Source organism: Acidipila sp. EB88 (genome assembly GCF_003858395.1).
Taxonomy (GTDB): Bacteria; Acidobacteriota; Terriglobia; order Terriglobales; family Acidobacteriaceae; genus EB88.
In genome coordinates this window covers 835,338-861,966 of record NZ_QWEV01000005.1, presented here as the reverse complement: position 1 = coordinate 861,966, position 26,629 = coordinate 835,338, and the positions used below count along the sequence as shown (strand labels likewise).

At 56.1% G+C, this 26,629-nt stretch carries 22 protein-coding genes; 7 read left to right on the top strand and 15 right to left on the bottom strand.

What is annotated here, in order from left to right:
* Nucleotides 1–38: 38 nt before the first annotated feature.
* From D1Y84_RS04440 to D1Y84_RS04430, 3 genes are all read right to left on the bottom strand, one after another.
* Complete coding sequence (locus D1Y84_RS04440; protein WP_124847449.1) at nucleotides 39–1,004, bottom strand: quinone oxidoreductase; 966 nt, start codon at nucleotides 1,002–1,004, stop codon at nucleotides 39–41.
* Between the two features lie 100 nt (nucleotides 1,005–1,104).
* Nucleotides 1,105–1,854 carry an SDR family NAD(P)-dependent oxidoreductase gene (locus D1Y84_RS04435; protein ID WP_124847448.1) on the bottom strand — a complete coding sequence of 250 codons (750 nt, stop codon included), beginning with the start codon at nucleotides 1,852–1,854 and terminating at the stop codon, nucleotides 1,105–1,107.
* Between the two features lie 75 nt (nucleotides 1,855–1,929).
* Complete coding sequence (locus D1Y84_RS04430) at nucleotides 1,930–2,388, bottom strand: ester cyclase (RefSeq protein ID WP_233581122.1); 459 nt, start codon at nucleotides 2,386–2,388, stop codon at nucleotides 1,930–1,932.
* A gap of 205 nt (nucleotides 2,389–2,593) precedes the next feature.
* Between D1Y84_RS04430 and D1Y84_RS04425 the strand changes: the two genes are divergently transcribed.
* The 3 genes from D1Y84_RS04425 (at nucleotide 2,594) to D1Y84_RS04415 (ending at nucleotide 7,529) form a co-directional block, all read left to right on the top strand.
* The gene (locus D1Y84_RS04425) at nucleotides 2,594–3,085 is read left to right on the top strand and encodes a MarR family winged helix-turn-helix transcriptional regulator (RefSeq protein WP_233581120.1); all 492 of its coding nucleotides are present in this window, start codon (nucleotides 2,594–2,596) and stop codon (nucleotides 3,083–3,085) included.
* A gap of 832 nt (nucleotides 3,086–3,917) precedes the next feature.
* Nucleotides 3,918–6,503 carry a phosphoketolase gene (locus D1Y84_RS04420; protein ID WP_124847447.1) on the top strand — a complete coding sequence of 862 codons (2,586 nt, stop codon included), beginning with the start codon at nucleotides 3,918–3,920 and terminating at the stop codon, nucleotides 6,501–6,503.
* A 33-nt stretch (nucleotides 6,504–6,536) separates the two neighbouring features.
* A complete protein-coding gene (locus D1Y84_RS04415) occupies nucleotides 6,537–7,529 on the top strand; it encodes a zinc-binding alcohol dehydrogenase family protein (protein ID WP_124847446.1) in 993 nt (330 codons plus the stop codon).
* Here the strand turns inward: D1Y84_RS04415 and D1Y84_RS04410 are convergent.
* From D1Y84_RS04410 to D1Y84_RS04395, 4 genes are all read right to left on the bottom strand, one after another.
* Nucleotides 7,526–8,062: a DsbA family protein gene (locus D1Y84_RS04410; RefSeq protein ID WP_124847445.1), complete on the bottom strand. Its 537-nt coding sequence runs from the start codon at nucleotides 8,060–8,062 to the stop codon at nucleotides 7,526–7,528. The two genes, D1Y84_RS04415 and D1Y84_RS04410, sit on opposite strands and share 4 nt — an antisense overlap.
* Nucleotides 8,063–8,069: 7 nt before the next feature.
* Nucleotides 8,070–8,534, bottom strand: coding sequence for a redoxin domain-containing protein (locus D1Y84_RS04405; protein WP_124847444.1), 465 nt, complete (start codon nucleotides 8,532–8,534; stop codon nucleotides 8,070–8,072).
* A 68-nt stretch (nucleotides 8,535–8,602) separates the two neighbouring features.
* Nucleotides 8,603–9,286, bottom strand: a complete 684-nt coding sequence (locus tag D1Y84_RS04400) for a hypothetical protein (protein WP_124847443.1) — start codon at nucleotides 9,284–9,286, stop codon at nucleotides 8,603–8,605.
* Between the two features lie 62 nt (nucleotides 9,287–9,348).
* Nucleotides 9,349–11,736, bottom strand: a complete 2,388-nt coding sequence (locus tag D1Y84_RS04395) for an HAD-IC family P-type ATPase (RefSeq protein ID WP_124847442.1) — start codon at nucleotides 11,734–11,736, stop codon at nucleotides 9,349–9,351.
* A 425-nt stretch (nucleotides 11,737–12,161) separates the two neighbouring features.
* Here D1Y84_RS04395 and D1Y84_RS04390 point away from each other — a divergent pair, with 425 nt between their 5' ends.
* From D1Y84_RS04390 to D1Y84_RS04380, 3 genes are all read left to right on the top strand, one after another.
* The gene (locus D1Y84_RS04390; protein WP_124847441.1) at nucleotides 12,162–13,331 is read left to right on the top strand and encodes a cupin domain-containing protein; all 1,170 of its coding nucleotides are present in this window, start codon (nucleotides 12,162–12,164) and stop codon (nucleotides 13,329–13,331) included.
* A gap of 90 nt (nucleotides 13,332–13,421) precedes the next feature.
* A complete protein-coding gene (locus D1Y84_RS04385; protein WP_124847440.1) occupies nucleotides 13,422–14,042 on the top strand; it encodes a nitroreductase family protein in 621 nt (206 codons plus the stop codon).
* The gene (locus tag D1Y84_RS04380; protein ID WP_124847439.1) at nucleotides 14,039–14,776 is read left to right on the top strand and encodes a YoaK family protein; all 738 of its coding nucleotides are present in this window, start codon (nucleotides 14,039–14,041) and stop codon (nucleotides 14,774–14,776) included. The genes D1Y84_RS04385 and D1Y84_RS04380 overlap by 4 nt, the downstream gene beginning before the upstream one ends.
* Nucleotides 14,777–14,966: 190 nt before the next feature.
* Here the strand turns inward: D1Y84_RS04380 and D1Y84_RS04375 are convergent, their stop codons facing one another.
* The 7 genes from D1Y84_RS04375 to D1Y84_RS04345 all read right to left on the bottom strand — a co-directional run bounded on the left by D1Y84_RS04375 (nucleotide 14,967) and on the right by D1Y84_RS04345 (nucleotide 22,901).
* Complete coding sequence (locus D1Y84_RS04375; RefSeq protein ID WP_124847438.1) at nucleotides 14,967–15,731, bottom strand: Crp/Fnr family transcriptional regulator; 765 nt, start codon at nucleotides 15,729–15,731, stop codon at nucleotides 14,967–14,969.
* Nucleotides 15,732–15,913: 182 nt separating this feature from the next.
* A complete protein-coding gene (locus tag D1Y84_RS04370; protein WP_124847437.1) occupies nucleotides 15,914–17,494 on the bottom strand; it encodes a nitrogen regulation protein NR(II) in 1,581 nt (526 codons plus the stop codon).
* Between the two features lie 515 nt (nucleotides 17,495–18,009).
* On the bottom strand, nucleotides 18,010–19,275 hold the full coding sequence (locus tag D1Y84_RS04365; protein ID WP_124847436.1) for an NRAMP family divalent metal transporter: 1,266 nt from the start codon (nucleotides 19,273–19,275) through the stop codon (nucleotides 18,010–18,012).
* Between the two features lie 87 nt (nucleotides 19,276–19,362).
* Complete coding sequence (locus D1Y84_RS04360) at nucleotides 19,363–19,842, bottom strand: DUF2934 domain-containing protein (protein WP_199726358.1); 480 nt, start codon at nucleotides 19,840–19,842, stop codon at nucleotides 19,363–19,365.
* Nucleotides 19,843–20,144: 302 nt separating this feature from the next.
* Nucleotides 20,145–20,537: a VOC family protein gene (locus tag D1Y84_RS04355; RefSeq protein WP_124847435.1), complete on the bottom strand. Its 393-nt coding sequence runs from the start codon at nucleotides 20,535–20,537 to the stop codon at nucleotides 20,145–20,147.
* 120 nt (nucleotides 20,538–20,657) lie between these two features.
* Nucleotides 20,658–21,410: a class I SAM-dependent methyltransferase gene (locus D1Y84_RS04350; protein ID WP_124847434.1), complete on the bottom strand. Its 753-nt coding sequence runs from the start codon at nucleotides 21,408–21,410 to the stop codon at nucleotides 20,658–20,660.
* 258 nt (nucleotides 21,411–21,668) lie between these two features.
* A complete protein-coding gene (locus D1Y84_RS04345) occupies nucleotides 21,669–22,901 on the bottom strand; it encodes a DUF5009 domain-containing protein (RefSeq protein WP_124847433.1) in 1,233 nt (410 codons plus the stop codon).
* Nucleotides 22,902–23,096: 195 nt separating this feature from the next.
* Between D1Y84_RS04345 and D1Y84_RS04340 the strand changes: the two genes are divergently transcribed.
* Nucleotides 23,097–24,881 carry a glycoside hydrolase family 9 protein gene (locus D1Y84_RS04340; RefSeq protein ID WP_233581116.1) on the top strand — a complete coding sequence of 595 codons (1,785 nt, stop codon included), beginning with the start codon at nucleotides 23,097–23,099 and terminating at the stop codon, nucleotides 24,879–24,881.
* A 564-nt stretch (nucleotides 24,882–25,445) separates the two neighbouring features.
* Here D1Y84_RS04340 and D1Y84_RS04335 read toward each other — a convergent pair.
* Nucleotides 25,446–26,537 (bottom strand): YncE family protein, encoded by a 1,092-nt coding sequence (locus D1Y84_RS04335; protein ID WP_158615316.1) that lies wholly within the window; start codon nucleotides 26,535–26,537, stop codon nucleotides 25,446–25,448.
* Nucleotides 26,538–26,629 lie beyond the last annotated feature (92 nt).

The following is a 26,629-nucleotide window of genomic DNA, read 5'->3' as shown; positions in this document are numbered from 1 at the left end:
GTTGGTATCAAGTAGGTGGTACGAACCCCCACTCTTCTTTAAGAGGTCAGAACAATTGATCCAGTCACCGTCCGCGCTGCAAGTGCTTCGTGGGCTCGGTTGGCTTCGGCGAGCGAGAAAGTCGAGATTTCGATTTCACCGAAAACATTGGATTCAAGCGCTTGGAATAAATCTGACGAAGCGAGCTCCAGAATGTGACGATTGTGAATCACCTGGGCTGTACTGTACTTCGTGAAGGTAATCGACCGCGACGCGAGTAGCTCTTTGTCGACCGCAATGGAGCCGGATGCATTGCCGATGTGAACGATCGCAGCTCCATCACGGAGAGTCTCAACAGATTTTGCGAAATTCGGTCCTCCAACCAACTCGAAGCTGACGTCCACGCCCCGACCTTGCGTAAGGTGAGCCACCTTCGAAACCCATTTCGGATCGTTCGCATCGAGTACATGGGGGATACCCCGTTGAGTCAGGGCTGCTGCTTTGGAGGGAGATCCTACGAGAGCGATTACGAGGGCACCCAGTGCCTTTGCCCAAGTGGCCACCAGTAGCCCAACGCCTCCTGCGGCTCCGTTAACGAGGACGGTCTCACCCGGAACAACTTGATGGATCTGCTTCACCGCTGACCATGCTGTGAGACCTTTGGCCATCAGTGCTGCTGCCGTAATGGCGGAAACGGACTGAGGAAGTCGCACAAGCAGATCTGCCTGCACGAGACGCTGATCGGTGTAGGCACCGGGCGCGAACCAATATGCCACACGATCACCCACGTTGAAGCCACGCGTGGCCTCACCAATGGCCTCGACAATACCTGCGCCCTCAACACCCATGTCAAAGGGCAGCGGCATCTTGATCGTTCCGTCGCGAAACATTGTGTCGACGAAGTTGACGCCGCTTGCTTCTTGTTTGATTCGGATCTGCGAAGGGCCCGGTGCTGAGACTTCAACTTCTTCGTAATGCATAACGGAAGGTGGACCCTGTTCAAAGATGCGTACGCGGTGTGCCATGGAGAACTCCTAAATACAAGGTGATCGTGCGAAGAAGCGCTACGAGGAAGAATGGTGTGACAACAAAGAAGTCGATACGCTACGGGAGCGCAAGAACGCTCTACGCGATCTGTCCGCCATCCACGTTGAGCGTTGCGCCGGTGATGTACGTCGCGTCCGGTCCCGCCAGGAAGGCGACTGCAGCCGCGATTTCCGCAGGTTGGCCATAGCGCCCGAGAGCGGTCATTCCCTTCAGAACGTCCGCAAACGGGCCTGCATCCGGGTTCATCTCCGTCTCGATCGCACCCGGCTGAATCACGTTCACCGTAATGCCACGCGAACCAAGGTCCCTTGCCCAACCTCGCGTGTAGGCCGCGACCGCTGCTTTGCCGCCCACGTAATCCGCCAGACCCGGAAAGGCGATGTGCGTAGCCCCAGTCGTACCGATGGAGATGATACGGCCGCCCTGTGCGAGCAAAGGGGCCCCGGCTCGCACCGCGGCGACCACACCGCCGACGTTGATCCGGTTCTGGCGGTCGAGTGCCTCCGTGTCCGCTGCGGGATCGTCGACCTTGCCGGCAACAAAGACACCGGCACTATTGACCAGAACGTCCAAGTGGCCAAATTCCTTGTGGGTCGCCTTAACTAGCTCCGCTACTTGAGCAGGGTCGCCTTGGTCCGCCTGAAAGGCAATCGCCTTCACTCCCGTTGCTTTCAGCTTCTCGACGAGAGCTTGTGCTCGTTCGCTCGACTTCTCATAACTGATCGCAACATCTGCACCTTCGAAAGCCAGCCGTTCCGCGATCGCCGCCCCGATGCCCCTTGATCCGCCCGTAACCAACGCCGCTTTACCTGCCAATCGCTTTTGCATTTTGCTGCTCCTGTTACCTCGTGTCGTCGTTGCCGTTGCATGCTTCCGATCCAAGCTGCGTGAGGAAGGGAAAATCTAGTCAGCTATCAGCGCTTGGGTACCTGGCGACCACCCGCCGATCTGCTGCATCAGCTTCAGCAGATTGCCCACACCCCAGTGATCTGTGATTTGCCCGTTCTGCACGCGCATCACGTCTACTGTCTCGAAATCAATCTTGCGGTGCGTGGGAGCGACGCCAAGAAAGTCCCCTTCGTGCGTACCGTGGTAGGTCTTGTAGGTCGTCACGGTGTCGCCATCCGCAAGCTGCCAGTGAATCACCGCATGAAAGTCTGGAAATGCCTCCCGCAAGTATCCATACAATTTGCGGACTCCAGCTTTGTCCGGCGTCGTTCCCGGCTGTGTCGTGTGATCTACAAAGCCATCAGCGAACAGCTCGTCGAAGACATCGAACTTGCCTTGACCCTGCACTTCATCCGTGTTCCGCCGTATCACGGCTTTCGCCGCTTCTGATATTGCATTCCCAGTCATCACCATCTCCTTATTCCAGCCAGGTATTCAGGCTTCGTGCGTGACGCGGGACTGGAAGAGACCCGCGAAGGCCAATCGGGCATTAAAAAAAGTGAGCGGCCACAGGACCACAACGATGAGGGACCGAGGCAGGCCGCTGTGATCCATACACGCGTTTAGCGGAATCTTCAAAGGCATATCGATATCGACTCTATCGTTTCCGATATAATGGATGCTGCATGTACTGGGTGAGGATTCAGAAAAGATGAGAAGTAAACCTTCAACGCCGCTTCACACCTGGCTAGTCTGGATGCTTGCGAGCCGCTCGGTCGGATCGTATGCGTTAGGCAAGATTGAGGAGGCTGGACTAGGCGAATCCGATTTCCGGGTGCTGGAAGTGCTACTGCACAAGGGGCCGACTCCTGTGAACACAATCGGACCGAAGGTCAATCTCAATCCTGGTTCGGTCAGTGTCGCGGTGGATCGACTGTACAAGAAGGGCTTGGTGAGCCGGGTTGAGGATACTCACGACAGGCGTGTTCGCATCGTTTCCCTTACAGAAGTGGGAGCGGCACTCATAAAGCCGATCTTTCAAAGTCATATCAAGGTGATGGATGAAGTCTTTTCAGAACTAGAGCCTTCAGAGTTGGGAACTCTGGAAGCTCTGCTGCGACGTGTCGGAAAACATGCACAGAAACTACGCTCAGGGCATAACCGGGGTTGATCGTGTCGGCCCGGAAGTGTGGGCCACTCGCCCGGACACATCAAATGATGTTCATTGTCTCGGTGGGGTATACCTCACCGAGACAGTGAACAGCCTCCCTCCGAATCCCGTATCGGAAGGGTTGAAAACTCCTTTGTGGCACGACTAATGGCGCGGGTCAAAGAGCTTAGTGTTACGAGAAGAGCGGCGAAATCGGCTAGAGCTGAGAAAGCGGTGAAGCCGACTAAGTCCGCAAGGTCGGCTTAGGCGGGAAGTCCGCTCAACCTGCAAAAGGGCAGTGCGTCGAGTACATCCGCGTGAGCACTCTGGATCAGCGAGAAGATCGAAGGTTCTACGTACACGATGAGCGGCCGAAGTTTCTGAGGGTGCTCCGGAGAGAGCAGCACCCTCAGAGCTAGGAACAAGCTGCGCTCAAGTTTGTAGCTTCCACGCCGGTGGAAAAGAATGTGCCGATTTCTCGAATGTGGAGCTTATCGCGATTGGAGCGAGCAAGGGCCGGTTAGAGCACGTGGGGACGGCCGTGTGGCGGCCTGAACCCGAGACCCAGCTCGGATGGTAGAGAAAAGTGGAAAGATCGCGCACGACGCCTGATCGAGACCTGGGCGGTAGCAAACACAGAACAGGAGTGTAAACAGCCATTCCAGTTGATCTCGAGGGTAGTTGTTGCATGACTACCTCAGGTCAACTTGCGATTTTCCAGCCTTAGAACTGAGCAAAATGGATCAGCTTGCATGGCACGCTCATGCGACGCTTTTCGAAGAGCGCAGGTCCGGATCAAATGGAGAGCTCCTCCCACCATCAAATCTCCCGCACAAGAGACGAGGAACCATCAATGCTGACGCAAGATGAGGCAGTAGAAAGCGAAGCAAGTCCCTCGCGGAACGAACCCACCACAGAAGTCGTCGCGACTGATCGACCACCTCTCTTTGGCTTTGATGTGAGCTTGTCTACCGCTATTGCTTCTGACGGTATAGTCCGACCAAAGTCCGTTAGCATCACGGGGCCGCTCACGCGGGATCTGTTGGATAAGATGAACCGGTATTGGAGGGCGGCCAACTACCTCTGCATAGGCCAGATCTATCTCCACCGCAATCCTCTCCTGCGTGAACCGCTCAGTGCAGACCACATCAAACCCCGGCTGCTCGGGCACTGGGGAACCTCACCAGCCCAAAACATGCTTTACATCCACCTGAACCGCCTGATCAAAGAGCGTGACGCGAACGTCATCTACATCGCTGGTCCCGGGCATGGTGGACCATCTCTGAATGCAAGCTCTTACCTCGAAGGTTCATATACCGAGGTTCATCCGGAGATCACAACCGACGAGAACGGCATGCGTCTTCTCTTTAGGAAGTTCTCGACACCCGGTGGGGTCCCAAGCCACTGCGGACCGCACGTCCCGAATTCAATGCATGAAGGCGGCGAGCTTGGTTATTCGCTTGTACATGCCTTTGGGGCAGCCTTTGACAATCCCGATCTCATTGTTGCCTGCGTGATCGGTGATGGAGAATCCGAGACCTGCCCGCTTGAAGGAAGCTGGAAAGGTGTTAACTTCCTCAATCCCGTTCGGGACGGTGCCGTACTTCCCATTCTCCATCTGAATGGCTTCAAGATCTCTGGTCCGACGGTGCAGGCACGAACCAGCGATTCGGATCTGAAGGCGCTCTACACGGGACGCGGTTACAAGCCTTTTTTTGTGGAAGGTGATGATCCCGAGACGGTTCATCAGCGTCTGGCCGCCGTTCTGGACGACTGTTACGAGGAGATCCGTGCGATTCAGCAGGAAGCGCGAAAGAGTGGGTTCAAGAAGCAGCCGGTATGGCCCATGATCGTGATGCGGACGCCCAAGGGCTGGACCTGCCCCAAAGAGGTGGATGGCGTGCCGATCGAAGGAACGTTCCGAGCCCATCAGGTCCCGCTCGCAACCGTTCGCGAGAATCCTGAACATCTCAAGATCCTCGAAGCCTGGATGAAGAGCTACAAGTCTGAAGAGCTATTCGATGAAAACGGGACCTTGATTAAAGAACTGGCGGAACTCGCACCCTTGGGGAACCGTAGAATGGGCGGCAATCCGCATGTGAACGGCGGACGCCTTCTGACGGCGCTCGATCTCCCGAATTACTCGGATTATGCCCTAGAAATCCCCGGACCCGGCGAGGTGATAGCGGAAGCACCCAGGAAACTAGGCGACTACTTTGCAGATGTATTCCGCATGAATCCGGAAAACTTCCGCATGTTCTGTCCCGATGAGACAGATTCGAACCGTCTCGGTTCAGTGCTTCAGGCCACCAAACGCTGCTTCATGGCCGAGACTGTCTCCATCGACGACGAACTCAGCCCAGACGGTCGACTTATGGAGGTGCTCAGTGAACACCTCTGCCAGGGATGGCTAGAGGGCTATCTGCTCACCGGCCGGCATGGCATGTGGTCGTCCTACGAAGCCTTTGCACAGGTGGTCGATTCCATGCTCACCCAGCACGCCAAGTGGCTGGAGCAGTGCAACGAGTTTCCGTGGCGCCGTCCGCTGGCTTCGCTTAACGTGCTGCTTACAAGCCATGCATGGCGCAACGATCACAACGGATTCAGCCATCAGGCGACCGGTTTCGTGGACAACGCGTTAGCTCGTCGGAAAGAGACGATCCGCGTTTACTATCCGCCAGACAGCAACTGTCTTCTGAGCGTCTTCGACCATTGCATGCGCAGCCGAAACTACGTCAACATCGTCACCTGCGGCAAGCAGCCTCAGCTTCAGTGGCTGAACATCGATGAGGCCCGTGAACACTGTTCGCGGGGTGCATCCACCTGGAAGTTCGCCACCAACGATATCGGTGAGCCCGACGTTGTGCTCGCGTGCGCGGGTGATGTCCCGACTATAGAGACCTGTGCCGCGTCATGGCTGCTGCAGAAGTACATCCCAGGCATAAAGGTACGGGTCGTCAATGTGGTCGACCTCACCTCACTCATGATGCCCGACGATCATCCACACGGCATGGACAACATGAGTTTCAACGCTTTATTCACAGAAACGGCCCATGTCGTCTTCGCCTTCCATAACAATCGGTGGCTCATCCACAGCATGGTGCATGGGCGGGCAAATGAAGGTCGTTTCCACGTGCGTGGTTACATGGACCGCGGAACTACCACCACGCCGTTCGATATGGTTGTTCTCAATGAGATGAGCCGTTATCACCTTGCAATCGAGGCCTTAAAGCACGTTCCTCGCTTGCGTTTGGAGGCGTCGGACGTGATTGATCTGTTCACCCGGAAGCTCTTTGAGCACGATGCCTACATTCGACAGCACCTTGAGGACATGCCGGAGATCAGAAATTGGCATTGGACATCGAATTTTATCGATCCAACAACTCCGCCCGCGCTCGCTAAGGGGCATCCTCGTGCAGGTCTATTTACAAACAGCTAGCCAGGTGCTCACCACTTGCCAGGCAGGTACTCGATGAAAGCTGCCGTTTACGATCCAAAGCTCAAGACACCGGGCCATCTGGTTGCCATCGTAGACGTTCCCGCACCGGAGGTGACACCCGGGCATGTACTTCTTCGGGTGCTTGCTTGTGGCGTTTGTCGGACTGACCTGCACATCGTCGAGGGTGACCTGCCCTCACTGTCTCCAACGATCATTCCTGGACACCAGATTGTGGGAGAGATCGTAGGCGGAGCTACTGACCGAAGTCCCCACGGAACACGAGTCGGGGTTTCTTGGGTGGGTGGCGTGGATGGTTCTTGTTGGTATTGCCTGAACGGTATGGAGAATCTTTGTGACCATCCTGTCTTTACGGGATACACCGTAAACGGGGGCTATGCTGATTTCGTATCCGTTCGGGAGGACTTTACCTTTGCATTGCCGGACGGGTTGAGCGAGGCGGAGGTAGCCCCGCTGCTTTGTGCGGGGATCATCGGCTTTCGGAGTTTACGTGTTGCGGGAGTGAAAGCAGGTGAGGCAGTCGGGCTTTTTGGCTTCGGCAGCTCAGCAGCCCTGGCGATCCGGCTCCTGCGATTTTGGAAGTGTCGGGTATACGTAGTAACTAGAGGGAAAGCACACCGAGACGCCGCTGCAGCGTTGGGTGCGACCTGGGTGGGAGACGAAGATGAAGTTCCTCCCGCGCTGCTGGATCGGGCGATTACTTTTGCTCTCAGTGGCAAAGTTGTAATCAGTGCCCTGAGCTGTCTTCGGAAGGGTGGTGTTCTTGCCGTAAACGCGATCCATCTGGACCACATGCCGGCTTTCGACTACGACACGCTTCTGTGGGGAGAGAGGCAGATCCGCAGTGTTGCGAATATGACTCGCGAGGATGCGCGCGACTTCATTGAACTTGCTCAGCAGCTCCAGTTTCGGCCGCAGGTAACGATCTTCTCGCTCAAGGATGCGAACAAAGCACTCCTGGCACTAAAGAACGAGGATGAATCTGGTTCGATCGTAATCGTTCCTTAGTCTCCGTCCGAGATGAGAACCTGCTCCATGAGAGCAGCGAGAGACTCTTGGTCTGTAGGACCGTCGTACCGCTCTCCGTTGAGAAAGAAGCTTGGCGTTCCGTTGACGCCACTCCGAATACCACCGGCAAAATCGGCATCGATTCTCTTCTTTGTCATGTCGCTCGAACGCGCTCGTTTGAGGTCCGAGCCTGACAAATCGAGCTTCAGGATCAGAGCCTCGAACAAACCATCGTCCAAGCTCTCCTGATTTTCGAAGAGTAGATCATGCATCTCCCAGAACCTACCCCGACTTCCAGCGAACTCCGCCACCTCGGCCGCAGGCTGTGCCCATGGGTGGATCTCCCGCAATGGAAAGTTACGGAAGACGAAAGACATCTGGCTGCCAAAATGAGCTTGCAAACGCTTGATGATTGTCTGAACTTCACCGCATGCCGGGCATTCATAGTCGCCATATTCGACGAGACTGCACGCTGCATCCGGGTTGCCCTGAATGTGATCATGTTTCGTGACGGCAATGGAAAGCTTGCTCATAGTTCTCCTATTTCGGTAGTTCTTCGAGCGCTTTCAGGATGCCATCCGCACCTGGATTCACGGCTACTGGAGAGCAATAGCTCCATGTGATAAGACCGTCCTTGTCAAGTACAAAAAGAGCGCGTTCGCAAACCCCGTCAGCTTCCCGGTAAGCCCCATAGGCGCGGGCCGTCAGGCCCTTCGGTTCGAAATCGGAGAGTAAGGGAAAGTGCAGATGCTTATGCTTGGCGAAGGCATCATGGCACCATGCACCATCAACTGAAATGGCGACAAGCTCGGCGTCATACGTGCGCAACTCGGGTAAGATCTCGTTGAAGACGCTGAGTTCGTCCCCGCATATCGGGCTCCAGTCAGCGGGATAGAACGCAAGCACAACAGGCTTTCCCCGTAGTTCGCTTAGTGAAAGCTTCTGGTCCGGTGTGACATGAAGACTGAAGTTCGGTGCTTTAGTTCCAGCCGTGAGGATGGGCATATGTCTCCATTGCGTGTGTTCTGCGTCCGTGAACCGCAAACCGCGGGGCCCGCGTCTATCTGTTCGCTCTAAACGACAACGATCATATGCCGCTTTGCAATGGCTTCGATCTCGGGTGCAGTTAAAGCTGACAGGTCGGCGTTCTCCGTGGCAATGACGTGCCTTGAGATGTCTGGGTGGTTTTCTCTCAAGTACCCCTCGAGATGGTCCACGGCGCTGCTTGTGCCAGTTCCATGTCCTATCAGGACAATCTCGTTCGCTGGCAGGAGCTCTTTCGCGACTTCCTCATAGAACGACTTCTCCTCCGGGACACGCTCTCCTTTATAGTGGGCTTCCTTCTTGTGAACTAGGTGATGGTGAAAGCCGAACGGATCGTAGGGCCGCACAGTCTCCTCCGCTTCTGGAACTTTCGCACTCTTGTCCTGGTAAACATGCGCTGCGTGGTGATGGATGACCACCACCATCCGACAGGGCTGCTGAGCTTCACTACGCGACAGGGTCGGACCAGCCTCCCGCAGGAACTGTCTTAACCGTGCGACTTCTTCGACCCCTAGCTCGTGCGCGTGTGGAGGTGTGAAAAAGGCTCGTTGAGAACCCACTGTGAAGACGAACTCGTCGCTGTCGTGAGGCTCCACAGCGCCCAGCTGTCCGATGAGATTGATAGTGTCATGCCAGCTCACATTTCGAGGCAGCTTGCCGGTGAGAAGGTTTGTGTGGAGCTGATCAAGATTATGGTGGAGATGTGTACTCATATCCTCAGCATGGCCCTTGCGGCAAGTCAAAGCTGTATCCCTTTGCTCATCTATCGTCGTGATTACGTGATGCTGAGACGCCTAAAGATCGGCACCTTCAGGAAGTTCAGAACGAAAAAGAAGAGTGTGGCTGCCAGGAGCTCTGAGGCTAGAACGGAAAGTGAGAGGGAGGACATCTCGATGCCTCGATTGGCAAGAACCGAGATGAACAACATATCCGCTGCTGACGACATCACGAGCCACTTCGTTGGCAGAAGTCCCCAGACATGTTGCCGGTCACGCACCGCGTATGTGATTGCCTGGCTCCCATAGACGATGGCGATCACGCAGAACGTACGCAGGTGATGGATGTCCAGGTGCATTCTGTACTTGCCCACAGCAAGGGTGGCTACGCAAAACGCAAAAAAACCAAGTCCGAAGAGAGCTCCTGCTGCCGTAATCTTTCCGATATCCCAGGAGTTCGGGGTTCCGGAGGGTCTCACACGATCTGTTGCGAATGCCATGGAGAGGAAGTCGCCCGTGATCATGACGATTACCATGAGCAGCGGAGTGATGACAGCCTGCCCGGTCATCAGGAGACCGATGGCCAAGAACAGAAGCTGCGCAATCTTCTTAGTCGTGGATCTTAGCGTGTAGCTCAGGATGCGTTGGAAGATGACTCTCCCGGTCTTAATGGAGGCCACGATGCCGCTAAGTCCCGCCTCCGTAAGCACCACTCCTGCGGCTGACTTCGCAACGTCCGTAGCGGTGGAAACCGCAATCCCGATCTGCGCCTGTCGCAGTGCCGGCGCGTCGTTTGCTCCGTCACCACACATGCCGACCGTACGTCCAGCTTTCTGGAATGCCTGAACGAGTTCGAACTTGCCCTCAGGGAGAATACTCGCGAAGATGGAATAGTCTTCTGGCTTGACGCTTCCTGGAATTGGGCCAGCCGGGCAGGTAGGGCCATGGAGTCCAACCTCGCCCGCGACGATGGCCGCTGTTTCCGGTGCGTCGCCGGTGACCATCACCGTTCGCACCCCAAGAGTCTTCAGTTCGGAGATGAGGGACGCTGAATCTTCGCGCGGCGGATCGCTCAAGGCGACTAGGCCTGCTAGCCTCAAAGCGTCAGGTGGACCAAACGCTACCGCCAGCACTCGAAACCCTTTCTTCTCGAGCCCATCCGCGGCGGCCGCTGCCTCGGTATCGGGCGCGGCCAGAGCAGCGACCGTGCCGAACGCGCCTTTGACGATCTGCACGGCTTTCCCATGGGCGTCGGTCGCGCGTGCCCCCGAGGTCTTTCTGGCAGGATCGAAGGGTGTAAAGCTCACCAGTCTGGGATCATCGGAGGCTGGTTTCTTATCGGATGCGGCACGGATCGCAGCGTCGACCGAGTCTTGCCCACCTACAGAACTCGCGAGGGCCGCAAGCCCAAGGACCTGCTCTTCACGGAAGCCATTGAGTAAAAAGACGCTTGTGACAGAAAGCTGATTGGCTGTGAGCGTACCGGTCTTGTCCACACACAACACATCGATCGTTCCGGCCTCATCCACGGCCGACAAGCGCGTTGGCAAGACACCTAGCTTTGCGAGGTCGCGTGCCCCTATGGCTGAAGAGAGCGTGAAGGTGGCCGGCAGCCCTACCGGGATAGCTGCCAGGACGGCAGTGAGGAAAAGCGGGATGATCTCACTCCAGGGCATCGAGTGCGCGAGAGCATAGGCACCCATCAGAAGGATCACCGCACCGTTGAAATAGGCGAGGTTTCGCACGATCTTCAGGACAGCCTTCTGCTGAGAGCTGACGACGTGAGCCGTCCGCACCAGCTCGGCTGTCTGCCCGAACTTGGTTCGAGTACCCGTTGCTGTCACCCTGGCTGTGGCTTCTCCTCGCTTAACGAGTGCGCCAGAGAACGTATTTGCCCCGGCACCAGCTTCCACTGGTAGAGATTCACCCGTCAGCATGGATTGATCCAGCAGAACCGAACCGTCGAGGATATATACGTCCGCTGCGACCACCCCGCCGAGCGAGAGTTTGACCCGATCTCCGACAACCAACTGTGTCGCAGGGATGAGTTTCCATACACCGTCACGTTGGACCGAGGCGTTGAGCGCCAGCCGGGACTTCAGCGCATTGAGTGTCGCCTGCGCGCGGCCTTCCTGCACAAATGCCAACACGGCATTGAATACGAGCAGCGCTCCGATGATTCCTGCCTCTACATACTTGTGCAGCACAAGTTGCAAAACCATCGAGGCTTCAAGGAGCCAGGGAACGGGAGCCCAGAATTTCGAAAGAGCATTGCGAAGTAAGTGCACCGAAGTATCGGGCATAGCATTCGGTCCGTCATGGTTGAGCACAGCGGCGGCATTTGTACTGGATAGTCCTGTATCCGTCTCATCAGCACCTGGCGAACAGATGGCTGCGCTCTCTTTTTCGACGGCCGGTGAAGCGTCTAGGGTGTCGCTGCTTGCCATGGGCTCCTTTGTGCGGGCTTCCTGATGAAGCGCAGCCGCGCATCGACGTGAAGGCACGTTCTTCGAGCTTTGCATTCATGTCCTGGCATTACTGTGTCATTTTGCACATTCCTGCGGGGAGGAACGGTTGAGCTGACGGCCGATTGTGCAGCGCGTTTGAACGCTGATTTGCCAGCGCAAGGTAAGTATTCTGCTCGTTCTTCCAGGCCTAAAAGGCCGCTACCCCTGAGCAAATCTGACCAATTTGAAATGACTGGCAGTGGAATACTCCAGCCAAGGCCATCACTCTGGCTGAGATCTTGTCTGCCTCATGCTCGCATCTCCGCACAAACTTCTTGTGCCTTCGACTGTGAAGTGCGCCGCTCGCTATTCAACTTCCGAAGTTAGGACACAACTCCCACCTCGCAGGAACTGGAGATTTCATCATGGCTACAGAGCTCATCGAAGAGACAACACCGAATGGATTTGCTCAGCCGATTCGCGGCACAGAAGGTGCACCAATCCTTGGACCGTCGAATCATCAACGGGAAGCGCAGAGCCCTGGACGTCTGACGCCTCCGATAACAGATCACGGTTCTGTCCCTAACCTGAAATGGACGTTCGCCGACAGTCACAACAAGCTTGAAGAAGGTGGCTGGGCGCGCCAAACAACGATTCGTGAGATGTCGGTAGCGGTGGAACTCGCCTGCGTGAACATGCGGCTTGAGGCCGGCGTGATTCGGGAAATGCACTGGCACAAACCCGCCGAATGGGGCTTCATGATCAAAGGCAACGCACGTGTGACGTGCGTTGATGAAGAGGGCAAAACGTACCAGGCTGACTGCACTGAAGGTGATATCTGGAACTTTCCTTCGGGCATTCCGCATTCGATCCAAGGCCTCGCCGGCGAAGGATGTGAGTTCCTGCTCGTGTTCGACGATGGTGCTTTCAATGAAGAGGAGACGTTTCTTGTGACCGACTTTCTCGCCCATATTCCGAAGTCGGTGCTGGCGAAGAATTTCGGTGTTCAGGAGAGCGCGTTTGCCAACATCCCCAAGGCTGAGAAGTACATCTTCCGAGCGGACATTCCAGGCCCTCTTTCGCAGGATCGGGTCGTTGGTGCGGGTCCTACACCAGTGATCTACACGCATAAAATGAGCTCTCAAGAGCCGATCAAGTCGAACAACGGATCTGTGCGCGTCACCGATTCCAGGAACTTTCCCGCGGCCTCCACCATCTCCGCAGCTCTGGTCGAAGTCGAGCCGGGTGGGATGCGTGAGCTTCATTGGCACAGAACTTCGGATGAGCTGCAGTACTTCCTTGAGGGTCAGGGCAGGATGACGGTGTATCTGTCCAACACCAATGCCGGGACTTTTGACTATCAGGCGGGCGATGTTGGGTACGTTCCGCGGGTCACTCCGCATTATGTTGAGAACACCGGCACGACGACACTTCGCTACCTTGAGGTGTGGAAGACTGACAAGTTCTCCGACCTGTCCCTCGCCCAGTGGTTGGCTTTTACTCCCTATGAATTGGTCCGCGCGCATCTCCAGATCGAAAAGTCTGTTCTGGATCGTGTTTCGACAACCAAGACACCAGTTGTAGGACCTCGGTAAGAATGTCGCCATCTGGCCGGTTCAAACCGAACCGGCCAGATGGACTGTTTTGTTTGCAATTCTCATTCCTGTAGATCAGAGAGGGTCACTATGTCTGGAACAATCACTGCCGACTATCCGATTCAAACGCTCATCGCGGATCGATGGAGCCCGTTTGCCTTTGACGATCGCCCTGTGGGCCATCTAGACCTTCTTGCGCTGCTTGAAGCGGCTCGCTGGTCTGCTTCGGCCGCCAACGAACAGCCGTGGTCCTATCTGATTGCAACCCGTGACGAACCGGAGGAGCATGCGCGTCTCCTTTCGTGTGTCGAGGATGTCAACATGCCCTGGGCAAAGTTTGCACCGGTGCTGATGCTCGGCTGCGCTCGCCTGACTCTGGAGCACAGCGGCCAGCCTTACGCCACAGCTGAGCATGATTTAGGGCTTGCGTCTGCCAACCTCGTGTTCGAGGCTACTGCTCGGGGCCTGGGAGTTCATCAGATGATCCATATCCATCGTGAACGCGCCCGTCAGCTCTACCAGATCCCAGAAGGGGTAAAACCGGTCGCTGGACTGGCAATCGGGTATGCAGGTGCGGATGGACGGCTTTCGGAATCTTTCCAGAAGGAAGATCAGGTCCGGCGCCTTCGCAAGCCCCTCGAGAGCTTCGTCTTTAGCGGCAGTTGGTCCGAGATTGCGCCTTTGTTGAAGAATCTACGGACTGCCCTGTGAGCCTTCCGGTGGTCGCGGTACCTCTTTCTGTTGTGAGGAGGCAGGGTTGGCGGGCAGCTAGTCGTGGATTGATTTGCGGCTACGTAGACTCGTACACCCTGCTGACCTTCGGGTTGTACACGTCCTTCATGAGTGGCAACACAATCGCGACGGGGATGAATGGCGGACAAGCAAAGTATGCGGCTGCCTCTCACGCTCTTCTGCCGATACCCTTCTTCGTGCTTGGGGCAACTCTCGGATTTCTCATGCAAAAAGCCAAGAGCCAGCAGCAGAACTCGCGGGTCTCAATGTGCGTCGCGGCCTTGCTGCTCCTCGAGGTGGCTGCAGCCATTGGAGCGGCATCCCTCTCGGTCTGCGTCATGATCCTGAGTTGCGCCATGGGAATGATGAACACTACGGTGTCTCAGGTCGGCGGCCAATCGGTCAACCTGGGCTTTGTGACGGGCGATCTCAAGAACCTTGGAGAGCACGTGGCGAACATCGTTTACGGCGCGCCCGTGGCACAGTCACAGGGTTCGTGGGACACTCACTGGCGCCGCATATTCTTGCTTGGGGGCATCTGGACATGCTTCCTTGTTGGCGCGATCGGAGGGGCCGCAATGGCTACGCGAGTCCATGTCTGGACCCTTATGTTGCCTGCCCTCTTTCTTGTTCTTCTTGTTGTGACGGAGCGTTCTGCTGGTTCCCCAGCTGTTGTAGCTCCTCAAATCCTGGGCGGTCACCTTGAGGCGTGACCCTCGGAAGTCTTCCAGAGCCAAGATCGGAGACCAGCCCGGGTCGCTGCTGGCGATGTTGCTTTTTCGCAGCGAATGTAACATCAGGGACAGCTCACGCTCGAACGTATGTGGAACGCCCCAAGAATGCGGTTAAAGCGCTGACTCTTCAGCAATCAGATGTTCCTCGTTGGCTGACCTTCGACGAACCCTAAGCAGGCTTCTCCCTTCTAACTCGGGAAGACGCTTTCTTGACAGCCTTTGTCTTGTTTCGCCTATCGCCGAGAAGCGGAGCACTGATAGCGTTCGCGCCCGGTCGCTGATCGTGAAGAACAATGTTGAGCAGAGATTTATGGACATGGATGCGCCCGTTGTATTTGATAAAGCCCATCTTGCGAAACCTGTTCATGAAGAAGCTGACACGGGAACGCGTAGTGCCGATCATGTCTGCAAGCGTTTCCTGGGTGATGCGTGGAATCACGGTCTCCGGCTGGCCCGCTTGTCCAAAATCCGCCATCAAAAGCAAAATTCTGGCCAGGCGTCTTTCACTCGAATTGAAGAGCTGGTCAACGAGATCGGCTTGTGTTCGCATGGAGCGCGTTAGCAGGAAGGCGACGAAGATGTCTGAAAAATCATGTTCATCGTGAACGACACGCATCATCTCGTCCCGCTCGATCTTGAGCACAGAACAAGCCGTGATTGCCGTCGCAGTGGACATATGCAAACCAGCTATCGCGGTAACGGATTCCTCGCCAACGAAGTCACCGGCAGCGAGCATCGTGATAGTCGCTTCTTTTCCTGCTTTGGAGACGACCGTTAGTTTGGCGCGACCTTTTTGAAGATAAAAGACAGAATCAGCCGCACTGCCCTGAGAGAAAAGCGTTCCCTTAGGCTTGATCTGAACAATCCGTCGGCCCAGTCCTGAGCTGGCCAGGAACGCTGCGGCATTGAAGGTATCTGTGCTTCTATGCGGCATTCTGGTCCCTTTCGGTCTATGAGACCGCCCGGGAAGACCTCATTTGTTTAAGCGAGGGCAGCGCGCGTGACCCATTGCTAATGAATCATAGCAATGTTAGGCAGCCGACGCACCGGGTCTGCCTCTTCTCGCTACCTTGCAGCGCCTTTCTTCCTGCAAGCCCACGCCGGGAACCGGCGCGATCAATACGTATAAACGATCTCAGGAGAGAGTTTGGAAGGGGCGAGCACTTCTGGGTGGGACCCGATTCCTCGATACGGCAGGAACATCTGGAAGACTGTTCCGGATGCTCCTTGGCGCTGCGAGCTCCGCACCTTCAACTTGCCATGGTGCCGCTCGACAATGTCGGAGCTGATCCAAAGTCCAAGGCCTGTGCCGCCTATGCCCTTGGTAGTGTAGAAAGCCTTGTACATGTCTCTCAGAGTCTCAGCGTTCATGCCCGTGCCATTATCCGCTACTGTGAATAAGATGCCGTGGCTTCCGTTCTTCCATCCAGTCGCTTCTCGACTCCGAACAATCAATAGCCCGCCATTTATCTGCATGGCGTAGATCGCATTACCTACGAGATGGCTGAGAACCTGACGTATCTCACTTTCCATGCACATAAGCGGGCGGCTTGGACGCTCTTGCAAACTGGTGACGACCCGAGCATTCCGTGCGTGAGATTGATACAAGTCAAGAATAGGCTCCAACATCTCAGTCGAGCTTGTTGCCTGGGCATTTGTCGATTGCCGGGAGAACCGCAGGGATTGTTCAGTGATCAGCTTTACCCGTCGCAGTTCTTTATCTGCCTGCGCAAGCTGCTTCTTGGTGTCCTGCGAGCATTCAGTACGCTCCGCTATGTAGATCAAGTTCATCACAGAGGACAACGGGTTGTTGATTTCGTGAGCAATAGAGGAGGCCAGTCGGCCAACGGCAGCAAGCTTTTCAGTCTCGCGCAGAGCGTTTTCCAGTTCCACACGAGTAGTAACATCCGTTTGGATCCCGACGTAGTGTGTCAATTTACCTTCTTCATCAAAGATCGGGGACAGGGATAGTTCGTTCCAAAATGGCGTGCCGTCTTTGCGGAAATTCTTCAGCACTGCGGTGCCCTTGCGTCGGCTCGACAGCGCATCTCGAACAATAGCTAGAGCAGGTTGGTTTCGCTCTTCTCCTTCTAAAAAGCGGCAGTTGCGCCCTTGTACTTCCTCTCGGCTATACCCGGTCATGGCTTCAAAAGCAGGGTTGACATATATGATCGGCAGATCGGGCAATGTTGCATTCGCGACCGAGATGCCAGCTGTGACAGAACGAAAGATGCGACGGTTTAGTCGAAGTTCTCGCCAGGCAGCGTGATAACGCCTCTGAGAGGCACAATGTGAATACATGACGATCGCTAAATGATTTGCCGTCTCCTCCGGTGTCATGGGGAAGCGAAGAATCCCGTCGTAATTGCAATCGGTCAGAGTGTCTTTTGATCGTTGTGCATCGCCACGTTTAAGAAGGGCGATGATAGCCGGACTGAAACCATCGCCATCTGACTCGCGACCTTCGAACTCAGCTACCAAGCGCTCCGCAACGGCATGGTCAGCGACAATCAGCTCGAACGTGTTTAGCTTTTGCGAAGCACCTGGTTCTGGACAAACGATAGTCGGCGAGAGACCCATTTGGATCGAAGCCGCTACAACGTGCTGCCGGTCCGCTAGATCTGCGATACAGATGGCAGACCCGGTTTTCTCATTTGATGTCTTCGGCTCTGATGCATACGTGTCTGCTAATTTCATCGTCCGAGTCAACCCCTTCAGGTACTGACGACCCATGACCCATTCTGCGCCGCGTCACAATACAAAAACTGAGCAAAATGGTACTTCCGTCGTGCAGCTTGCTAGGCGGCCGAGCTTCTTTGATTGCATGTCACCTCTCCAGAGGGAGTGCCATTCGTTTGCTAGGGGTGCTCCGGAAGGGTAGTCTAAATGGCTCTACTGAAGTAACAATCGCGGTCAACATGAGCTGGACGAACGGCATACAGTCGGACGAGCGTGGATGGGCAGGGTTCCACCGCCAGCTATGCTGGCCGGACAAGCATGGAAGGGGAAGCGGAAGTGTCGGATTCTGAACGCGCATGGTTGACTATGCCCGAAGCATCTCACGCTGGGCTAGCTGGCGGATCCTAGCCGTGCGTGGACCTGGTGGTCAATGCTGATTCGCTACTTGCCAGCTTCGCCGGGAAGGGTCTGGCCGTCATCGGCCCCCAACCCTGGAGGATGGTCCAACTCCATCAACTGCGCTCGGACGTGGTTCATAGAACGAAGAAGGCAACGCTTGCGGTAAACATGAGTGCCGTCGCGCACCAGCCCAGAGCTTTCATGACACCGACGACTGTAAGCTCGCCCATAATGCGGGGATTACCTGAGATGAGCATCACCGCTGCCATCACTGGAGCCGCCAGGATACCGTTGACAACAGCACTCCAGTAGAGAGCCTTCACAGGGTCGAGCGAGGTGAAGTTGATTGCTGCACCGAGCATCGTGGCGATGGCGATGGCGGCGTAAAAGGATTTCGCTTCCAACAACTGGCGAGAGAGCCCTTCCTGCCAGCCAAAGGTTTCGGCTAGTGCGTAAGCTCCAGAGCCGGCTAGAACTGGTACCGCCAGCAATCCAGTCCCGATGATCCCGGCCGCAAATATGGTGAAAGCAAACCGGCCGGCAAGAGGACGCAATGCTTCAGCGGCCTGGGAGGATGTTTGGATACTTGTGACACCGCTGGCGTGCAGCGTAGCAGCAGTTGCATAAATGATGAAAATCGCGATGATGTTCGAAGCGCTCATCCCTGCAATCGTGTCGCCTTGAATTCGCCGAAACGCGGAGGGTGCCTCCATCGGGATTAGACATAGCGGTTGCGCATCGGTTCGGGATTGTTCCTGAACCTCCAGCGAAGATTGCCAGAAGAATAAGTAAGGGCTAATGGTCGTTCCGAGTACAGCAACCAAGGCCATCGCGCCTGCCTTCGTCCATTCGAGATGCGGCACGAGGGTTGCCAATAAGGCTGAACGCCAGGGAAGGTGCACGGAAAAAGCCACAGCTACATAGGTAAAGAGGGACAATGTCAACCACTTCAACAAGCGTGCATAGCGTACATAGCTGATGAAGATCTCGGCAATGACACAGACGATGCCAAAGCCCACCGTGTAGAGCCGCGGATTTCCTCCGCACAACAGTTGAAGCGCACTGCCCATTGCTCCAAGGTCGGCGGCGAGATTCACGATGTTAGCGATCATTAGCAGGAGCACGACAGATCGAACGAGCCATGGGGAGTAGTGGAGGCGCAAATTGTGTGCAATCCCACGCCCACTCACGCAGCCGATACGCCCGCTGATCTCCTGGATGACCACCATGAATGGAAGACTGAACAGCATGGTCCAAGCCAGGTTGTACCCAAATTGGGCGCCAACTTGGCTATAGGTCGCAATTCCGGCAGGGTCGTCATCGGCTGCTCCCGTGATGATTCCGGGGCCAAGTTGTCGAAGGATGCTGGAAGGCCGGGGCGGCTTGCTTGTGATGTCCATCTCAGGCGACCTCAGGACAGCATCCTCGCGTACCGCTTTTGCTGCAAGCGGTACGGGTACGACCCACCCGCATAATCGCGGGGCTTTTCAGGATTGGTCGAATTGTGTCGTTCGGTACCAGAACTCATCTGACCGACCATTCGGACTGCCTTCCTGCTGCCAAAGGATGTACGCCCGCGCGCGGCACTGTTCCTCGCGTGCTTCATTCCAAAACTCGTTCGAACGATCGTCCGGCTGGCCGCTCAGCACCCACTTCCGATAGGCCTCCGCTCTTACCTCCTGGTCTAAGCTGGCCTTTGTTTGCGATGTACTGGGCACCCCGTCCCCATAGGGCTCCAAAGCACCGCCCTGGCTGACATGCATGCGCGTCGTCAATCCGGCCAACTCCGCTGTCGGTACCAAACGTCCGTATTGGGCTGCTTCAAGCGCCTTTGCCTCGAATGCCGCTTCAGATGCGGTCGTGCTCAGAGTGATCGGATAGGTATGAACGGGGTTCCCGTTCTCATTGACAACATCTACTAAACGCTCAGTCATAGAAAACCTCTTGCCGGCGATGTCGCCAGCCATCTACATATTGGCTGTTCGTGTGAGCTAAACCTGTGCTGTTTAGACCACTGCGGAGTCCTAGATGTAGCCTGCAAGGTACCATTACAGGTTTGCAGCCGGACGACTTCTGACCTTGGAGGAATCCATGAGACAACGAAGAGAATAAAGGGGTCAACGTTCGTCCTAACTTCTTCTAGTGGGGATTGTGATCTCCAAGGCGAGCCAGCACTCATGGGTGTCGTTATCAGCCATTCTTGCCAGTGCTGCCCGGAGACCCCAACGACATGTGGGCCCCCCTCAGTACAAGGACAGGTACATCTTCGTCAGGCATAGTGTTCAGCGATGGAGAGGGTGTTTCCGTCCGGATCTTGAAACCAGACGATTTTGGCGCGACCGGGAGCGTGCCAGATCCCGCGTTCGTCCTGCTCCATGCCGGGGTAGCGGCGGAACTGGACGCCCTTAGCCATGAGTTTATCCACGACATCCTCGAGGCCTTGGACCTCCCAACCAAAGATGGTGAACTCTACGGGTTGATGCTTTGCTCCCACGCGCACAACCCGCAGATCGGTACCCGGGTCGGGGCCGACGCGAAAGACAAGGGCGAACGGCTCGTCCGCAATGAAGCGAAGCTCCAGCGCGCCTTCATAGAAAGCGCGTGCGGCTTCAGTGTTAGCGGAAGGTATAAATCCCGTTGGAACAGCGTGGGTGAGGGGCATGCACGCCAGCATACAAGTATTTGCGAGCTTTGTTGCGCCATTGGAGATCCAGCTGATCTCCGGTGAGACGCCACCTCTACTTCAGTCCCGCAAAACGGGCCTTCCGGCGATCGGAACGTGTCAAACCGTGTCGACTGGTGAGGTGATGAGAGATCCGCTGTTACTTGGCTTGACTGCACTGAACCGCCAGCCCACCGGGCCCCATAGAAGGATAGGACCTTTCAGGGTGATCTCGGTAGCTCCTTCGTCGCGCAGTTGCCTGAGGTACGTTCTGGCATGGCGTATGTCGAAGATGAGGATCTGACCGCCGGGACGGAGCACGCGCCACGCTTCAGAGATTGCCTGGCGTCTGCCTGCTGCATCAGGAATGTTGTGAATCGTCGTCATGGACAAGACGACTTCGAAGAGCGCGTCTGGATAGGGCAGCTTGCGGGCGTCGCCAGTGTCGATGGTAAGACGATCGGAAACACCGGCTGCGGCTGCGTTGATGAGAATGGCTTCCGGCCCGTTGCCGCTCAGGTCTTCAGCCTGCCAGATGTCAACACCGTGAACGGAACCGTGTGGCACGCGCCGCGCCGCCTCGACGGAAACCAGGCCACGACCACAACCAACATCGAGAACCATCTCATCGCCACGCCAGCGTCGCTCGCCGACAAGGCTCCGCATCACCCCCTTCTTGAGCCACAGGCTGGAGGCAAGCATCCATGCGCAGGCCGCAAGAAGACTGAGACCGGACGGCCAGAACATGTGGAGCACCGCCGAACCGGGAACACCCCGGGGGAGAACCCCGCCGACCAGGAACGCACCCCCTATGATGCCGAGATTGCGAACGACCCTTGGCGCGTCAATGCCGTAATCTTCGCGATCTGCCACTCCAACACCTCGTTAAAGCCGCATCCAGAATAAGCCCAGCCTGGTTCAGGCCGATGGACCCTTCCGACTAAGGCATTCACGCCAGGGCCCTGTGACGCGGCTCCCGCTCAAACTTAGCGCCCGCCACCCCGCGAAACAGCGTTCTCGGCAACATGCCCTGATTCGGCCACCCACATACCGGGCGGATCGCCAAAAACTTGAACGTTCTTATTGCCATGCAGGAGCTCAGCACACCTGCATCCTGCAGGCGAGCAATGCTCATAGCTGTAGTCTCAATCCTACCTTGGTCAGGAAAGCGGAAGCAGCGAGGATGGCAAGGGTGAAAAAGAGAGTCACGCAAACTCCAGGCACTCCCTGATGCAAGTGGCTCCCGAAGTAGCCAAATCCAACCAAAAGCGTAGCGAAGTAGTAGAGGTCCGGCAATAAATAGGTAAGAAGGGTGTTCGTCCCTGCTGGCTTCAGCCAGGTTGCCCACCGCTGGCGGCCACGTACGTCACAGACCCAATGCAGCAGCATGAAGAGCATGATAGCTGCAGCTATGGTGTAAAGACACCAGGTGGGTGTGGCTCGGATTTTTGAAATGCCAAGCGGAGAGAGAACGATACCCACCACGAGAGTAGCGAAGGCTAGTGCTGATGCTCGGAGGTTCTTTGATCGCACCGTTCGCCCCTGTTCGAAGAAGAGATTGGAAGTAAAAATCCCCGCGAAAATGAGCGATACCGAAGAACCGTTTCCAAATGGCCAAAGATAATTCGGCAGATGCAACAGGCTAGTGTCGTGGTGTGCGGTGCAATATGCACACCAGACTGTGGCGAATACAAACCAAAAGAGAGGGGACCACTTCCACCTGCGTGTCGGTACATAGAGCACACTGGACGCAAAGTAGGCATACCCTATGAGTCCGAGTATCTCCGGGTAGCTGCCATCCACCCACAGAACGTGACCATGAGCATCAACGCGGCGGTAGACAGCAAACACCGAGACCAGAACACAAGCCCCGCATATACGGGCTGCGCTTACCCAGATCCTGTATTTCGCTTCACGCGCAGGCGCAATCCCCAGCAAGACTCCCCCAAGAAGACCGAGCAAACCCCATGCAGCCGAGCTCAGCGGCATATGTGCTCTGTCTGCACTCGCAGCATTGGCAAGGATCAGACCAAGGCTGATCAAGCCTGCACTACGGGCCACAATATGTTGCCAAAGTGCCAGGTGAGATGGCCTCCGGCGCAGGCGCTGATCGATGGCGAGGGGCATTGACATGCCTACGAGAAAAAGGAAGAAGGGGAAGACCATGTCGACGTAGGTCATGCGGTTTTCCCAGCCATGCGCATGGTGCGTCCACCAAGGCATGCCCTCGACCCCGTCCAGGTCGTTCACAAAGACCATCACCATCATCGTGAGCCCGCGAAGGATATCGATGGAGGCGATTCTATGTTTCGTAGGACATTCAACGTTCAGGTCCTTGGGCTGTGTGATTGCAGAAGCATTCATCCTGGTCCATCTTTCATTGACGCCAATACTATGAACATCCCCGGACGCCGCGGCCCGCGATTTGACTTGCAGCGCAGTGCATGGCATCCGATAATCGCAGAGATCTCTTGCTGTTGGGGGTAAATTAACATTCTTTCAAAAGTCTGTCTCCTTGCTTGTCTTGCACTTCCGATAAGTGCCAGTGCAGAATTGCGCGTGCTCGTCGATCAGCTTGGCTATGACGTCGACGCGACAAAGATTGCATTGCTTGAAGGTTCGAGCGCAGATGCGACGCATCTTACTGCGAGTGCCGGGTTTGAGATTGTAGATGTGGCCAGCAGCAAGACCATCTTTACAGGTGTGAGCGTACCCGCCTCGAAGGTCTTCGACTGGGGCGACCGCGTGTTTTGGAAGTTGGATTTCTCTGGCCTCACGACTCCTGGCCACTATCGTCTTATCCTGCGGTCGCGAGGCAAAGTAGTCAGCACCTGCGAGTTCGCAATCGACAGGAACCTGCTTGAGCGAAGCACATTGTCAAATGTCCTGTTTTACTTCAAAGGGCAACGTGCAACGGGAGCGTTTGATCGTGCAGACAGCCACCTGAAGAATCCTGAGGGCGCGGGGTTTGTGGACGTTCGAGGAGGATGGTACGACGCCACGGGCGACTATGGGATCCACTTCTCGCATCAGAACCCGACCTCGTACTTCAATCCACAGCAAGTTCCTCTGGTGGCATGGTCTCTTCTCTCAAGCTATCGCCTGCTGGAGGGAAGAAATGATGACGATCTCAGCGAGTACGAGCGAAGGCTTCTTGATGAAGGTCTATTCGGCGCAGACTTCATCACGCGGATGAAGCGGCCTCAAGGCTCATTCTTTGAGTCCATTTCGGCACCGGGCGCGCACAAGCTGGCAGCGGATCGTGAGATAGGGAACCCAAACTGGCGCACGCAGATCAAGACGAATGCCGGCGCCTCTACCACGAGCATCGGAGCAGCGGAAGGACCCTATGCATACGAGACCAGCTTTCGGTCCGGGGGTGGCGTAGCGATTGCGGCCCTGGCTCTTGCCAGCACCATGCCAGAGCACGGAGAGTTCAGCGGTCTACAGTACCTTGAAGCAGCAGAGACGGCTTTCTCCTTCCTCCAGGCACACAACAAAGAGGTGCTCAATGACGGGCACGAGAACATCCTGGACGACTACTGTGCGCTGTTGGCAGCGACCGAACTCTTCAAAGCGACAGGGAAGCAGGAGTATCGCACCGCTGCGGACGATCGTGCCGCGCGGCTGATGAGCCGGCTAACGATACATGGCCAGTTCTCAAACTACTGGAGGGCAGACGACACACAGCGCCCATTTTTTCATCCGGCCGACGCCGGCATGCCTGTGGTCACTCTTCTGCGATATGCCGCGGAAGTAGCAAGCCCGCCCCAGAAGACGAAGGTGCTTGAAGCGGTGCGGAAGTCGCTCGACTTCGAACTGCGATTAACAGACGCGGTAAACAACCCGTTCGGCTATGCACGGCAGCTGGTTAGCATGAAAGACAAAACAGTGCGCGCGGCATTCTTTTTCCCGCACGACACAGAAGCCGCGCCTTGGTGGCAGGGCGAGAACGCGCGACTCGCTTCCATGGCAAGTGCAGCAAGACTCGCTGCGCCGTTTTATCAAGACGATCCAAAATTCCAGCGTCAGCTTGAGGTTTACGCATGGAATCAACTTCACTGGATCCTTGGGCGAAATCCTTTTGACAGCAGCATGCTCATTGGGAGTGGAGAGCGCAACGCCCCTTACATGTTCTTTCGCTCCTACAAGTACACGAGTGCTCCGGGGGCGATCATCAATGGGGTAACGGCGGCCAGCGACAATGAAGACGGGATCGCCTTCAACGAGGGTTTCGCTGTCACCGGTAAAGATGAGGACTGGCGATGGACCGAAGAGTGGCTACCGCACGCAGCATGGTACTTGTATGCGGTAAGCCTGCCACATAGTGCCTCTGGCAAATGAGCTTAGCGCTCGCCTCTGACCTGACGTTTGTTCAGCGAAATCAAGGCCGAGCCGGGGGCTCCCGTAATTTATGCATCCGCGCCGGGAGCGCTACTTCCCCCATGTGGTTTGTGGCCGAGCTGCAACCTCAGCAGTTCCCCTTGCACTGTATCGCAAAGCTGCAAGTTGAATTCGACACCACCACCAAATATGCACAGGGCGTGTTGAGTACCGCGGCTAGGTTGTGAATGGCCATAGCATGTGCTTGCGCGGTCTGCTGTAGCAGCTGCTGGGGAGGTCGCGATCCGCTGTCGCCTCAGCAAAGATCTCGCTTGCTAACAGGTCACCTGGCAACCGTCGGTCAGCGGTTGGAGCCATCGGCCGGCAATCCTTCTCCACCCATCATTGCCTCAGAGTCCCGGGGGCCCGACTTAAGGTGGGTGCAGTGGATGCAGCACCGGGGAATCGTCCAGCCCTCGCGCGTAGTGAGTTCGTCGAGAAGATGCTCCGGCTCGGGTTGCTGGCCTAAAGCCTTGATTAATCACGAGAACGTCGCGGCAGCGAAAGCAGGGGTAGGCCGCAAAGTCATGTCGAGGTTCTATGGCTGAGGGTGCTGGTGGTAATCAGATTGACCACCCTCGGGGAGGAAGGAGAATTTGTCTCGCTCGATGCGCCCGGCAGAGGCGACACTCCATTTGAGCGCAGAAGTGAGCGTACATCCAGCTTTGTGAAACAGCGTGGGCCAAAATTCGCGGCATATACGTTGCCATTCTCAGCGTCGATCGCCAGTGCATAAGGATTTCGGCCGCCCGGTACCGTAGACACCACAGAGTTCGTCTGCTCGTTGATGAAGCTGACCGTGTTGCTGTGGGTATTTGCAACTGCAACTAGACCGCGGATGCTGTCTACCGCAATGGCTTGGGGTCCTGCCCCTACCTGGACAGTGGCTACCCACTTGCCGCTTGCACCATCGATGACCGTCACGTTGTTGTCGACGCAGTTCGCAACGTACACGAAGCCAGTACGTTCGTCCACACCGGCAGCACACGGCATCGCGCCCGTAGCTATGGTCATCTCAGCACCTGATCTTTCATCGATGCGGAGGAGAGCTTTGTCCTGTGCCTCCGTCGCGTAGATGAGTTCACGGCGCGAGTCGGAGGCAAGCGCCCAAAGATGCATGGTTGCCGGTATCTGTCTTACGTTGCCAGTTTCCACGCTGAAAGCCTGTAGGGTGGAACTTTCGTAACTCAGTAAGAATAACTCATGGCGATCTGGATCGACCAGCAACGCGTCCTTCGATCCGAGGGGAAGCGGGGTCGTTTGATTCGACGCCTCATCGAACGATGTGATGAAGTTGCTGTAGGTGTTTGCCACGAACACCTTGTGCAAGCTGGTATCGATGGCTATGGCGTAGGGGATCCTGCCAGCAGCAATGGTCGAAACTACCATGTCCCGCACCCCGTCGATGACGCTCACCGTATTGCTTGCCGTGTTCAAGACAAAGATCTTATTTGTTCCCGAGTCGATAGCTATCGCATTCGGCGATTTGCCTACCTTGATCACGCGTACAGTGGCTGATGATCCGTCCACTACATCGACAAGGTCCTTCGTCTGGTCGACAGCGTACATCTTGTGCGTCACAGGATTTACCGCCAGTGCTTTCGGAGAGATCAGCATGCTTTCAGCCGGGACGACCCCGGGCAATGGCTGAGCATAGGAGAGCAAGCTGGCACAGGTGAGTACTCCTAGCCCAGCCGCTATAGACCCGC